12 protein-coding genes are annotated in these 13300 nt (G+C 69.5%); 5 read left to right on the forward strand and 7 right to left on the reverse strand.

Annotated features, from left to right (window positions below; genetic code table 11):
• Positions 1-10: 10 nt before the first annotated feature.
• From LCHO_RS07370 to nosZ, 6 genes are read right to left on the reverse strand one after another with little or no spacing between them, the layout of a single operon-like run.
• Positions 11-586, reverse strand: coding sequence for a nitrous oxide reductase accessory protein NosL (locus LCHO_RS07370; protein WP_012346508.1), 576 nt, complete (start codon positions 584-586; stop codon positions 11-13).
• Positions 583-1398 (reverse strand): ABC transporter permease, encoded by an 816-nt coding sequence (locus LCHO_RS07375; protein ID WP_012346509.1) that lies wholly within the window; start codon positions 1396-1398, stop codon positions 583-585. Before LCHO_RS07375 ends, LCHO_RS07370 begins: the two co-directional genes overlap by 4 nt.
• Entirely contained in the window at positions 1398-2360 is a 963-nt protein-coding gene (locus LCHO_RS07380) for an ABC transporter ATP-binding protein (RefSeq protein WP_043704974.1), read from the reverse strand. The genes LCHO_RS07375 and LCHO_RS07380 overlap by 1 nt, the downstream gene beginning before the upstream one ends.
• 43 nt (positions 2361-2403) lie before the next feature.
• Positions 2404-3654 carry a nitrous oxide reductase family maturation protein NosD gene (locus tag LCHO_RS07385; protein WP_085986866.1) on the reverse strand — a complete coding sequence of 417 codons (1251 nt, stop codon included), beginning with the start codon at positions 3652-3654 and terminating at the stop codon, positions 2404-2406.
• A 41-nt stretch (positions 3655-3695) separates the two neighbouring features.
• A complete protein-coding gene (locus LCHO_RS07390; RefSeq protein WP_012346512.1) occupies positions 3696-6356 on the reverse strand; it encodes a NosR/NirI family protein in 2661 nt (886 codons plus the stop codon).
• A gap of 49 nt (positions 6357-6405) precedes the next feature.
• Complete coding sequence (gene nosZ, locus LCHO_RS07395; RefSeq protein WP_012346513.1) at positions 6406-8340, reverse strand: TAT-dependent nitrous-oxide reductase; 1935 nt, start codon at positions 8338-8340, stop codon at positions 6406-6408.
• A gap of 246 nt (positions 8341-8586) precedes the next feature.
• Here nosZ and LCHO_RS07400 point away from each other — a divergent pair, with 246 nt between their 5' ends.
• From LCHO_RS07400 to LCHO_RS07415, 4 genes are read left to right on the forward strand one after another with little or no spacing between them, the layout of a single operon-like run.
• Positions 8587-9696 carry an FAD:protein FMN transferase gene (locus LCHO_RS07400; protein WP_012346514.1) on the forward strand — a complete coding sequence of 370 codons (1110 nt, stop codon included), beginning with the start codon at positions 8587-8589 and terminating at the stop codon, positions 9694-9696.
• A gap of 23 nt (positions 9697-9719) precedes the next feature.
• A complete protein-coding gene (locus LCHO_RS07405; protein ID WP_043704000.1) occupies positions 9720-10997 on the forward strand; it encodes an NnrS family protein in 1278 nt (425 codons plus the stop codon).
• 44 nt (positions 10998-11041) lie between these two features.
• Positions 11042-11359, forward strand: coding sequence for a metal-sulfur cluster assembly factor (locus LCHO_RS07410; protein ID WP_012346516.1), 318 nt, complete (start codon positions 11042-11044; stop codon positions 11357-11359).
• Between the two features lie 17 nt (positions 11360-11376).
• On the forward strand, positions 11377-12498 hold the full coding sequence (locus tag LCHO_RS07415) for a hypothetical protein (RefSeq protein ID WP_012346517.1): 1122 nt from the start codon (positions 11377-11379) through the stop codon (positions 12496-12498).
• Between the two features lie 60 nt (positions 12499-12558).
• Here the strand turns inward: LCHO_RS07415 and LCHO_RS07420 are convergent, their stop codons facing one another.
• A complete protein-coding gene (locus LCHO_RS07420) occupies positions 12559-12864 on the reverse strand; it encodes a c-type cytochrome (RefSeq protein ID WP_012346518.1) in 306 nt (101 codons plus the stop codon).
• Positions 12865-13034: 170 nt separating this feature from the next.
• Between LCHO_RS07420 and LCHO_RS23665 the strand changes: the two genes are divergently transcribed.
• Positions 13035-13298: a TIGR04438 family Trp-rich protein gene (locus LCHO_RS23665; protein WP_012346519.1), complete on the forward strand. Its 264-nt coding sequence runs from the start codon at positions 13035-13037 to the stop codon at positions 13296-13298.
• Positions 13299-13300: the final 2 nt, after the last annotated feature.

The following is a 13300-nucleotide window of genomic DNA, read 5'->3' on the forward strand; positions in this document are numbered from 1 at the left end:
CCTCGCGGCGTCACATCTTCGTGTCGCCCTTCGAGCCGCCGCCCAGGTCGACCATCGCCGGCGTGATCTCGCCGTAGCGCAGCACCGTGCCGCCGTACTCGCCGACGAACTTCTTCGCGTCGGCCTCCTGCGCGAAGCTCGCCAGCGTCGGGCCCATCGAGCCCAGGCGCTTGCTGCCACGCACGAACAGCGCGCCGCGGGCGTCGATCCAGTGGCCACGCGGCTTATCCCAGTCGGCGCGGCCCATGTCCTGCACGTAGACCGCCTGCACCTTGCGCACCTGTTCGGGCTGCAGCAGGGTGCTGAACAGCTCGACCGTGTCGCACAGGAACATCGGCGCGGCGGCGTCGGCTGCACCTGCAAAATGGATCTGCGCCTTCGGTCCGGGATAGTCGGCCAGCGTCATGCCGTCGAGCTCGCAGGCGGTGTCGGCGCCAAACTCTTTCGGTGCGATCGCCTGCGCATCGGCGGCGCGATCGCCGCAGCCCGCAAGGCTCAGTGCGCCGATTGAACCGATGGCGCCGAGGGTGGTGAGCGCGGCCAGGCCGAGCCATTGGCGGCGTCGGCAGGAACAGGATGTCGTCATGGCTTGAATCTCCAGCTCGCGAGGCCCAGCGGCGCGACGATCCAGGCCAGCATCGCCGTGCCCATCAGCCAGGGATTGGCAAGGGCGGCCGGCACGATGCTGGTCAGGCCGTAGGCGCTGCGCACGTCGTCGAGCGAAAACACGTTGAGGATGCGGAACACGTCCGCCGGATTGAGCAGCAGCAGGTAGGGGAAGGCCGCGCCGCCGTACTGGCCGCCGCTGGCCACCAGCGCGCCCAGCAGCAGCAGGTCGAACACCAGCACGAAGAAGAACCACAGCGCGATCGCCAGGCCGGAGGCGCGCGTGCGGTCACGCGCCAGCACCGACAGCAGCACCGCCAGGCTCAGGAAGGCCAGGCCCATCAGCAGCGTGCTCAACACGAAGCCGGCGTAGTGGAACAAGCCGTTGGCGCCGAACTGCCAGCCCAGCACGCCGCCCACCAGCGCCAGGCCGGCCAGCATCGCCAGCGCGAGCGCCGCGGCCAGGCCGAGGTACTTGCCCAGCAGCAGCTCGCCGCGCGTGATCGGCAGCGCCAGCAGCAGGTCGAGCGAGCCGCGCTCGCGCTCGCCGACGATGGCGTCGAAGCCCAGCAGCAGCGCGATCAGCGGCACCAGGTAGATCACCAGGCTGACGAGGCTGGCGATGGTGAACTCGATCGAGCGCAGGCCCACCGTGCCCTGCTGCGCGCCGCCGGCATAGGCGATCACGAGCGAGAACACCGCGAACACCAGCGCCACCGCGAGCACCCAGCGGTTGCGCAGGCGGTCGCGGAACTCCTTGGCCGCGAGGGTCAGGATCTGGCGGGTTTCCATCAACGTTGCTCCTCGGTGCTGAAGAACAGATCTTCGAGCGACGGCTCGGTGATCTGCACGTCGATCAGCCGCGCGCCCAGCGGCGCCAATACCTGCAGCAAGGCCATCTTGGCCAGCCGCGGGCAGCTCAGTTGCAGGCCGTCGGCCACGTGTTCGATGGCCAGGCCGCGTTCACCGACCAGCAGCGCCGGCAGCCGCGCCAGCGCCTGCTCGGCCGCGGCCACGTCGGCGGGGGCCAGCCGCAGTGTCACGGCCAGCGGCAGGTCATGCTGTTCACGCAGCTGCTGCACGCTGCCCAGCGCCTGCACGCGCCCGCTGGCGAGCACCGCGAGCCGGTCGACCCGCGCCTGCAGTTCGGCCAGGATGTGCGAGCTGATGACCATCGTCACGCCCTGTTGACGCAGCTCGGCGAGGGTGTCGTAGAACTGGCGGATCGCGTGCGGGTCGAGGCCGGTGGTGGGTTCATCGAGAAACAGCACCTGCGGCGAGCCGAGCAGCGCCTGCGCAAAACCGAGCCGCTGGCGCATGCCTTTCGAGTACTCGCGCACCGGCCGCTTGCCGGCGTGCGTGAGGCCGACACGGTCGAGCAGGGCGGGGCAGTCGGCGAGCGGCGCGCCCTTCAGGCGGGCGAAGAAGTGCATCGTCTCCAGGCCGTCGAGGTTGTCCCACAACACCACGTTCTCGGGCAGGTAGCCCATCTGCCGGCGCACGGCGCGAAAGCCCTTGCCACTCACCGGCGAGCCCGCCACCTCGATCTGGCCGGCACTCGGCAGCACCAGCCCGAGCATCATCTTGAACAGCGTGCTCTTGCCCGCGCCGTTGTGGCCGATCAGGCCGAAGACCTCGCCGCGCCGCACGTCGAGATCCACGCCGTCGACCGCCCGCAGCGCGCCGTAATGCTTGCTGACGCCGCGCAGCGTGATGGCGCTGGCGCGGTGGTCGATCGCGGATTCGTTCGGCATCGACGGGTTCGATTCAGGCTGTGCGGCGGGCGCCAGATTCCATTCAGCGCGCATCGGGGTGATCCTTCAATTTCTGACGCCAGGCCGGCCATTGCGGCTGCACCGGCTGCATGCGCGGGCGGGCTTCGATCACGCTGGGAACGCGCAGCACCGGGAACTGCTGGCCGACCAGGCGCAGCGCCTGAACGGCCGGGCTGGCGAGCAGCAGCTTCATCATCGGGTGCTGCCAGCTCAGACGGTCGACCATGTCGTTGGCCTCGTAGGGCACGTCGCCGCGTGCGTCGCCGTTGCGGTCCCAGCCGAGGTAGTTGCCCCAGTGGTTGCCGTGTTCGCCGCCCCAGCGTTCGTCGCGCGAGCCGACGTACTTGACCTGCTCGCGGTTGCCGATGAAGTCGTTGCCGTCGACGCGGTTGCGCGTCGAGCCGGCCGACAGGTGCACGCCGACGTCGTTGTCGAGCACCAGGTTGCCGCGCAGCGTGGCGTATTCGACGTCGTAGATGAAGAAGCCGCGTGCGTTGCCCATCACCACGTTGTTCTCGATCACCGAGTCCTGCAGCGTGCGCAGCATGATGCCGTGGTCGGTGTTGCCCCAGGCGCGGTTGTTGCGCACCACCTGGTCGCGCACCTCCATCAACGCCAGGCCGCCGCGGTTGGCGTACGTGTCGTTGTCTTCCCAGAGGTTGCGATACGAGTTCATGTAGTGGGTGCCGTAGCGGCTGTGGTGCAGCCGGTTGCCCCGGAAGATCGCGTCGTGCGAGACGTCCACGTAGAGCGCATCACGCACGAAGCTGATGTGGTTGCCGATGATGCGCGCGCCCTGGGTGTTGTAGAGCTGCACGCCGTTGCCACGCTGCGAGCTGCCGTACTCGCGCTTGCCGGTGATCAGGTTGTGCTCCACCCGCACGTCGTCGGCCTTCTCGATCCACAGACCGAACAGGTTGTAGGCCAGGTCGTTGTGGCGGATCACGGCGCGGTGTGCGCCCGGGCGGATGTAGATGCCGGCGTTCTGGTCCTTCAGGCTGTCGCCCGAGTCGCGCACGATCAGGCCCTCGATGGTGACGTCGGTGGCGGTGACGCGGATCGTGTCGCCCTGCAGGCCGCCGCTGATCGTCGGCTTGCCGATGCCACGCAGCGTCAGCGGCTTGGCGATCAGCAGGTTGGCGGTGTAGAGGCCGCGCTGCAGCTCGATCACGTCGCCGGCGGCGGCGCGGTCGATCACCGGCTGCAGGGCGTCGCCGGGGCGCACGGTCCAGGTCGCTGCGGGCGACGCGGCCGCCGCCTGGGCGAACGCCAGCGCACAAAGCCAACGATGAACGAGTCTCGCCGTCACCGCGTTCACCCTTGCAGCAGGCCCAGGGCGCGCAGGCCGAGGAACAGCGTGGCGCCGATCAGCAGGTTCTTGAAGCCGACGTAGCTCAGCATGTCCATCACGTTGGCCTCGCGCCAGGTGCGGCCCCACCACGGGCCGTCTTTCACATGGCGCTTGCCTTGCAGGCGGATCAGCACCTCGTACAGGCTCCAGCCGAACCACCAGGCGATCACCGCCACCTGCGACAGCCGGCCGTCGGCGGCGAGCAGCCAGGCCGCCGTGGCTGCGGCGGCCAGCGCGATGCCGGCGGCCTGCAGCGCGCGGTGATGCGCCCAGCCGGCGCGGCTCCAGGGCCAGAGGTGGTCGCGCAGTTCGCCCAGCAGCCAGGCGGCGATGCCGCGGCCGGCCGCATACGGCGGCGTCACCGGCGGTGTCGGCAGGCGCGGGTCGACGCCGCCGCGCAGGGCGCCGGTTTCAGCGGCGGGCACTGGCTTTGTCAGCGCGCTGCCATCGGCCGCCACCGCGATGATCGGGATGAAATAGCCGCTGCGCGTGATCGCTGTCAGCGGCTGGCCGGCGCGCTCGCGCTGCTTGCGCTCCTTGGCCAGCGGCGGGCAGGCGGTGACGTCGGTGTAGAGCACCATGCAGTCGAGGCAGTGCAGGCATTCGCGGTGGTCGATGCGGCCGTGCACGTCGATCGCCTGCGAGCCGCAGCCCACCGCGCAGGCCTTGCAGCGGTTGCAGTCGGGCTTGCGGCGCAGGCCGGACCAGCGGAAGGTGCTCGGCATCGCCAGCGCGCCGCCCAGCGGGCAGATGTACTTGCAATACGGCCGCTCGATGAAGATCGACAGCCCCAGGATCGCCGCCACGAACAGGCCGTAAGGCCAGGCCCGGTTGGTGATGCCGACCAGGAAGGTGGTCTTGAACGGCTCGACCTCCGACAGCACCTCGGCCAGCCCCATCGAGAACATCGACACCACCAGCAGGCCGAAGAACAGCGCGTATTTCACCCACTTGAGGCGGTCGTGCCAGCGCGGCCGCAGCTTGAACTGGAAGCGCTTGAGGCCCACCGCGCCGGCCACCTTGTGGACGATCTCCTGCAGCGAGCCGAACGGGCACAGCCAGCCGCAGAACAGCCCGCGGCCGAACACGAACACCGTGACGATGATGAAGACCCAGAACAGGAAGATGAACGGGTCGCTCAGGAACAGCGTCCACTGCCACTGGAACAGCAGCGCGTGGAACCAGGTCAGCACCTGCGTGATCGAGGGCTGCGCCATCGCCCCGAAGCCGACGAACACCAGGCTCAGCAGCCAGGCGCTGTACTTGAAGCCGTTGACCGGCCACTTGTTCTTGTGGGTCGAGCGTTGGGTGAGCTGATCGCGCAGCGCGTAGACCACGGCGACCGCGATCAGCAGCGCGGCGAACAGTGCGATCTCGACCGCGCGGGTCTTCCAGACCTGCACCCAGGCCGCGTCGGCGGTTTCGACCTTCGGGCGGCCGCCTTCGAGCGCATCGGCCGGCAGCCAGTAGGCGGCGTCGAAGCTGGCAAAGGTGCGCGCACCGGTGGCGCGGTCGACCCGGTTGCCGAGGAAGCTGAGCTTCCACGGCCAGGCCGCCGAGAAGGCCTTGGACCGGATGATGAAGATCGCCGACTCGTTGAACGCCGGCGCGCCGGCCGCTTCGAGGCCGTAGAGGTTGAGGTAGTCGAGATCGCGGAAGGTGAAGGCATCGTCGCCCTGGCGCACCTGCACGCGGTCGAACAGGCCGCCGCGCACATAGCCCGAGCCCTTGAAGGACTCGATGCCGGCGCTGCGGATGATGAAGATCGCCTTCTCGTGCGGCTTGAGCTGCGTCTGCAGCTTGTCGAACCCCGCCGCGCCGAGCAGGCTGCGGCCGATGTCCGGGTGGTTCAGGTCGCCGAACCAGAGTTCGATGAAGGGCACGTCGCCACGCGGCTGGCCGACCTGTTCGGGCTTGACGCGCAGGTGCTGCACGGCGCCCATCTCGACCAGTGCGGCCCAGTCGAGCGGGCCGGTCAGCCGGGCCCAGCGGGCCGGATCACGCACCACCGGCTGCACGATGCCGACCTGGCGGGCCACCGCGTTGGCGCTGGTCATCAGCACCTGGTTCTGCGCGATCACGGTGACGGTGGCGCCGGAGATCGCGTCCACGCCGAGCACGTTCTCGTCCGGACGTGACGGGCCGACCTCGATCTTGTCGCGCACCGACTTGCCGAGGTATTGATCGTTGAACTTCGTCAGCGCGCCTTCGGGGATGCCCAGCAGCAGAATCGGTTCGCTGTGCTTGAGCACCTTCACGCCGACGAAGCGGCCGCTCGCGTCCATGCCGATCAGCGTCACCACCGGCTTGCCGGAGTAGGCCGGCGTGTCGGTGATGTCGGTCGACAGCATCACGTAGCCGACGAGCTTGCGCGCCGCGCCCTCGCCGGTGTAGCCCTCGACGTAGGGTGGCTGGCCTTTGCGTTCGGAGAACGTGGTGGCGCCGGGCAGCACCTCGGTGCAGGCCACGCGCGCGCACAAGTCGGGCGTGGTGGCGAGGTCATCGGGCAGGTGGGCCTCGTAGGCGCCGGCGTGCGCCGGGCCGCTGAAGCCGATCAGGCCGGCCAGTCCGAGTGACAACAGGGCGGCGCACAGCGCCACGCGGCAGCGGGAAAGCAGTTTCATGGGGTGCGCAGACCGGGGGGCCGAAGCCCCCCTGCGGTTCGGCCGAAGGTCAGGCCTCGACGATCATGCGCGAGCGCATCTCGAGGTGCAGTGCGTGGCAGAAGTGCGTGCAGTAGCACCAGAACACGCCCGGCTGGTCGGCCACGAAGGTCACCGACTTGGTCTCCTGCGGGTTGACGATGAAGTTGACGTTGTACTTCGGGATCGCGAAGCCGTGCGTCAGGTCCTCGATCTTGTCGAGATTGGTGAGCGTGAGCGTCACCACGTCGCCCTTCTTGAGCTTGAACTCGGTCAGGCTGAACATCGGCGCCTGCGAGGTCATCTTCACCTCGACCTTCTTGCCGTTGCGGAAGACGCCGCCATCCTTCGCGTCCTTGATTGCGTTCGGGAAGTCGTCGAGCTCGTAGACCTGCTTCGGGCGCAGCAGTTCGCGCTTGAAGATGATGAAGTCGTGCGGCTCGCCGCGCACCGGGTGATCGGCCGCCAGCACCATCTTGTCGCCCGAGATGTCGATGATCTGCTCGTTCTCGGGGTGCAGCGGGCCGACCGGCAGGAAGCGGTCCTTCGAGAACTTGCAGCCCACCGCCAGCCACTTGCCGTCGGCGTTCTTGGTCTCGGATTGCGAGGCGTTGACGTGGCCGGGCTGGAACTGCAGGTCGAGGCGGTCGACCACGTACTTGGCGGTCTTGTCGCCGGCGTGGAACTTGATCGCGGCGTCGACGTTCCACTTCACCAGCTGGCTGTCGAGGAACAGCGTGGTGTAGGCGTTGCCGCGGCCGTCGAAGGCGGTGTGCAGGGGGCCCAGGCCGATCTCGACCTCGGCCACGATGGCTGCGTCAAGCTTGTCGAGCTTGCCGTCGAACCAGTCGAGCACGCGGGCCAGCTCGATCACGGTGGCGGTGGGCGAGAGCTTGCCGGCGCAGATGAAGTACTTGCCGTCGGGCGAAGCGTTCACGCCGTGCGGGTTCTTGGGCACGCTGACGTAGGCGGTCAGCGCGGTCTTCGGGTCGGCGTTGGACTTGAGGGTGCCGTCCACCACCGGCACCTTGCTGGCGCCGTAGGTCTTGAACTTGCCGTCTTTGACGGCCTGCTCGATGCGCGCCACGTTGAAGAACAGGCAGGCGTCACGCTCGACCGACATCATGTCGGCGAACTTCACGCCGCCCTCGGTGTTGTACTGGTTGGTGGCCGCGAGCTTGCCGTCGTACGAGGTCGCGGCCAGGTCGCAGTTGCCGTCGATCAGCACCTGCCAGCGCACTTCCATGGTCTCGGCGTCGACACAGCTGAACATCGAGCGGTAGGCCTCGGGCTTGTCCAGATCGCTGCCGTTGTTGGGCAGCGGGATGTGGAACTCGGCGCCGCAGAATACGCGGGTGGTGTAGTTGATGGCCGGGTCGACCGGGTCGCGCTTGTCGGGGAAGATGCCGTGGAAGCCCTGCACGTTGGGCAGCTCGGTGATCTTGTCGCAGGTGAAGTAGTCGAGCCGGATGCGCGCGATGCGGCTGTTGATCTTGTCGTTGATCCAGGCGTAGCGGCCGTCGTAGTCGCCGTCCTTGTAGGAGGCGTGGGTGTGGTGGGTGTCGGCCACCGTGTACTTGAGGCTGCCATCGGGCTTGGTGCCCATGATGGCCTTGCTCTCGTTGGTGATGCCCCAGCCGACCAGCGCGTCGGGCACGAAACACGGGATGCGCGTGAGCTCGCGCCCCGACGGCATGCCCAGCACCCGCATGTCGCCGGTGTGGCCACCGCTCCACAGGCCGTAGTAGGTGTCGAGCTCGCCCGGCTTGGGATGCACGCCGCCGGCGCTGCCGTGCGCGACCGCTGCGGCCGAGGCGGGTGCCGCAGCGCCCGCGGCCGGTGCCGATTTGTCGTTGCACGCCGCCAGGCCCACACCGGCCAGGCCTGCCACGGCGGCGGTATTGAGGAATTTGCGGCGGCTGGGCGCCACGGATTTGTCGGCGAAGCGATCGCTGGAGTCGGTCATCGTGAGGTCCTCGGGGGTATCGATTGAGTCGGAAAGCGCGTTGCGCCGCCGCTTGTCGGGGGGTGTCTGAACGTTGATATTTCGCAGCCTGAATGCTGGAGACAGCGCGCCCGGCGAACCTTGAACTGGTTCAATTTTCAGAACGATAGATACCTTGGCCTGTATTTATCGAGGCCGATCGAGGTGGTGTTCGATACCCGCTGTTCCTAGAATTTGGCCGTGTCCGATAACGCCGTCTGGCCTGCCATGCCCCATTTCCAGAAACCCGATCTCCCACCGGCGGCGGTTGCCGACGCCCTCGTCGATCCGGGCCGGCGGCGTTTCGCCCGCAGGCTGGTGACGGGCGCCACCTTGGCCGGTTGCGGCTGGCTGGCCGCGCCGGTGCTGGCTGCCGGCGAGGCACCGGCCCTGCGCGGGGGCGCGGCGCTGATGGGCACGCGGGTCGACATCAGCCTCGACGGCGCCGACCCGGCCCGCCTGCGGCAGGCGCTGCAGGCCGCGCTGGCCGAGATGCAGCGGCTGGCCGACATGATGTCGCGCTACCGCGACGACAACCCGGTGGCGGCGCTGCAGGCGGCGGCCGGCCGCCACCCGGTGGTGCTGCCGCCGGAAATGTTCGCGGTGCTGAAAAAGGCCGAATCGATATCCCGACAAACTGGCGGGGCATTCGACGTGACCGTCGGCGCCCTGTCGGGCTGGAGATTCGATGACCCGCGCGCGGATATTCCGTCAGCCCGGCAAATTGCCCGCGAGTTGCGGCATGTCGATCATCGCCAATTGATACTCGACGAAGCCGCCGGCAGCGCATACCTGCGCGAGCGCGGCATGCGCGTCGATCTGGGCGGCATCGCCAAGCTGCCGATCCTGCAGGCCGGCATGGACGTGCTCAAGCGCCACGGCGTGGCCGACGCGATGATCAACGGCGGCGGCGACGTGCTGGTGTCCGGCCGGTTGCACGGCCGGCCCTGGCGCATCGGCGTGCGCGATCCGGCGGCACCCGAGCGCCTGCTGGCGCTGCTGCCGATGAGCGACGGCATCGTCGCCTCGTCGGGCGACTACGAGCGCTGCGTGGTGCGCGACGGCCGCCGCTACCACCACGTCATCGACCCGCGTACCGGCTACCCGAGCGAGCAGGTGCGCGGTGTCACGCTGGTCGGCCGCAGCGTGGCCGAACTCAACGGCCTGGGCGCGGCGGCGATGGTGCTGGGGCCGGCGGCCGGCGCGGCCCTGCTGTCGCGTCAGCCGGGACGCCAGGCGCTGATGGTCGGCCGCGACGGCTCGCTGTGGGTGTCGCCTGCGCTTGCGGGGCGGCTGCTGCCGCCGCCGGGTGAGCAGCAGGTCCGAGGCCTGGGGTGACGGCACCGAGGGCGCGCAGGCGGGTGATTCAGATCCGCGCGGCGGACACCGGCGCCGCGGTACCGGGCACCGCGCGATGGCGCGCTGCACACCTGCTCGACGCGCCACATCGGCTGCTGTTCTTCGCCGCCGCGCTGCTCTGGAGCGCCATCGCCGTCTGGTGGGCTGCCGTGATGGCGGCCTCACCGCTGGGCTGGACGCTGCCCTGGGCCGTGGCACCGGCGCCCGCCCACGCGCTGCTGATGACGCTGGGCTTCATGCCGCTGTTCATCGCCGGTTTCCTGTTCACGGCCGGGCCGACCTGGTTGCGCCTGGCGGCGCCATCGGTGCCATCCGCGCGAACGCTGCGCTGGCCGGCCCTGTCGATCGTGATCGGCTGGGGCGTCTTGCTGCCTGGCCTGCATCTGGACGCGCGGCTCGCTGTCGCCGGCCTGGTGGCGGTGGCCCTGGGCTGGAGCGCGCTGAGCGGGCGTTTCGCCGGCCTGGTCCGCATCAGCCGGGCCGACGATCGCCTGCATGCGAAAGGTCTCGCCATCGCCACCGTGGTGATCGTGCTGGCGCTGTGGCTGGCGGCGCTGGCCCTGGCGCTCGAGCACGTCACGCTGCTGCGCGTGGCGACATGTCTGGCTCTGTGGGGCGGCCTTGCCAGCGTGTTTGCGCTGGCGGGGCATCGGCTGACGCCGTTTTTTCATCCATCGATCGCCAGGCGTTTCGAGACCGGCCTGCTGGGGCCGGTGCTGGCAGGACTGTGGCTGCGCGGCGCGGCTGATCTGGCGGCCTTGTGGTCCTGGCCGTGGCCGATGCCTTTGCACGTGCTGCTGGCCGTCGTGCATGGCCTGCTGGGCGGCATGCTGCTGGTCACGGCCTTCGATGCGTCGCTGGCCCGTGCCCGGCGGGCGCCGATGGTGCGGCTGTTGCACGCCGGCTTCGTCTGGCTCGGCGTGTCGTTCGTGCTCGAGTCGCTGTCGCAGGCGGTGCTGGCGGCGGGCCGGCCCACCGGGCTGGGCCTGGCGCCGCTGCACGCACTGAGCTTGGGCTTCATGGCGACCACTTTGCTGGCGATGGCCAGCCGCGTGGCGGCCGGGCAGCACGGCCGCACGATCGCGATCGACCGCACGGTGCTGCTGATGCACGTGCTGCTGCAGGGCGTGACGGTGTTGCGGCTGCTCGTGGCGCTCTGGCCGTCGGCCCCATCGGGCTTGCTGCTGTCGGCTTCGTTCGGCTTCGCGGCCCTGGCACTGGCCTGGACACGGCGCCACGCCGCGTGGTTCGGTCGGCCGCGTGCCGATGCCTTGTCTTGATGGATATCAAAAACTTTTCGGCGCCACGGCCCGAGCATCACCGCATGGAACCCGAACTGATCGCCGCCCTGGAAGCCCGCATCCGCGAGGCGCTGCACAGCGTGCAGGACCCGGAGATGGGCGAGAACATCGTCGACCTCGGCCTGCTCGAGGGCATCCTCATCGACGACCAAGGCGTGCAGGTGACGCTGATCCCGACCAGCGCCACCTGCCCGATGGCCGACGTGATCCTCGACGACGCACAGGCGGCGGTCGAGGCGGTCTGCCCGGCCGGCACCAGCGTCGAGATCGACATGGACTGGGAGCAGGTCTGGAGCCCGGATCGGCTGGCGCCGGCCTTGCGCGAGCGCTTCGGGTGGTGACGCGCCCACGCCCATCGGTGCGCCGGGCCAAGGCAGCAGCCATCGAGCCGGCCGCCTTGCCGCGCTGGGCGATCGCCGTGGTGGCCTTGCTGGCCGTGCTCAACCTGTTGGGCGCCTTGGGCGGTGCGCTGGTGCGTGTGGGCACCCTGGCGCCCGCCGCCGCCGGCCCCACCGGCACGGCGGCCGTGCTGGCCCATGGCGCGCTGATGATGGCCGGTTTCTTCGGTACGCTGATCGCACTCGAGCGCGCGGTGGCGCTGCACCGTGGCCTCTGGGTGCCGCTGCTCGCGGGCCTGGGTGGCCTGTGCGCCTGGCTCGGTGGTGCCGGCCCCTGGATGTGGGCGGCGCAGGCGCTGTGGCTCGCGTCGGCGCTCGGCCTGGTCGGCCTCTATGCCTGGGCCGGGCGCCATCGGGCCTGGTCCCTGCCGCTGGCGGTGGAGGGCAGCGGCGCAGTCGCCCTGCTGGCCGGCACGCTCGCCGCCGCCTTCGGCGAGGGTGAACTGGCGCGGCTGGGCTGGAGCGCCTTCCTGGTCCTGACCATCGCCGGCGAGCGGCGCGAGTTGATGCGGCTGGTCCGGTTGCCGGCCTGGAGCGCCCATGCCTTCCTGTGTGGCTGGGCGCTGCTGGCGCTGGCGATCGCCGGCCATGCCCTGGGTGCTCACGCGGCGGCGCTGGCGTTGTGGTGGTGGGTGATGGCGGCGCTGGCGCTGTGGCTGCTGCGCTTGGACATCGCACCGCGTCAGTGGCGTGCCGCGGGCTGGGCCGGCCACACCGCCATCTGCCTGAGCATCGGCTACGGCTGGCTGCTGCTGGCCGCCGTGCTGGGCCTGGCCGGGCAGGCGGCGGCCTGGCATGTGCTGTGGCTCGGATTCGTCTTCGCGATGGTGTTCGGCCACGCGCCGATCATGTTGCCGGCGCTGGCCGGCTGGCGGCCCCGTCCGACCCGCTGGGCGCTGCTCCCGCTGGCACTGATGGGGGCCAGCGTGGCCCTGCGCGTGGTCGCGGCGCTGGCCGACCTGCCGCGCGCCTGGCCGCTGGTCGGCGCCGGGCATGTCGTGGCGCTGCTGAGCTTTGCGCTGCTGATGGCGAGAGCGGTCTGGCGGGGCGAGAGCACCCGGGCCCGCTCGGCTCGCGCATGAAAAAAGCCCCGCGTGGTGCGGGGCTTCGAGCGCGGTTCGAACAGCGGAACCGCGGCTGGATCACTTCTGCGACAGCACCCAGGTCACGAGCGTCTTGGCTTCGTCGGCGGTGATCGCGTTGGCAGGCATCGGGATCGGGCCCCACACGCCGGCGCCGCCCTTGATGACCTTGTCCGACAGCTTGGCGACGGCGTCCTTCTGGCCGGCGTACTTGGCGGCGACTTCCTTGAAGCCCGGGCCGACGAGCTTCTTGTCGACGGCGTGGCAGGCCATGCAGGCCTTCTTCTGCGCGAGTTCGAGGTTGGCGAAAGCAGGGCTGGCCAGCAGGGCGGTCGATGCGGCGAGCAGTGCAAACAAAGGCTTCATGGCGTTCTTTCAGGGGTGGGAGGGCTTGGGGTAAATTCGGCTCGCGGATTGTAGTGAGCCGAGCCGATGCGACATCACATTGCGCCGGCAGAGCGTTGTGTCTTCGCATAACGCGCCGGCCGGGCCGGCGGTGGACAAAGTTCCGCTCGATCGTGACTGGAGTGTTCCCGATGTTTCTGGTGTTCGTGGGTGTCGTTCTCGTGCTGCTGAGCTGGACCGGCATCGGCCCGACCGCCGATTGGCCCTGGTGGGCACTGGTGCTGCCGTTCTGCCTGGCGGTGCTGTGGTGGGCCTGGTCGGATTCGAGCGGTCGCACCCGCGCCAAGCAGGACCAGAAGTTCCAGAAGCGCATCCTCGAGCGCCGAGCGCGCTCGATCGAGGCACTCGGCCTGAACCGGGGCCGTCGCGCCAGGCCGTCAGGCGACAAGCGCTGAAA

It is taken from the genome of Leptothrix cholodnii SP-6, from assembly GCF_000019785.1.
Lineage (GTDB): Bacteria > Pseudomonadota > Gammaproteobacteria > Burkholderiales > Burkholderiaceae_C > Sphaerotilus > Sphaerotilus cholodnii.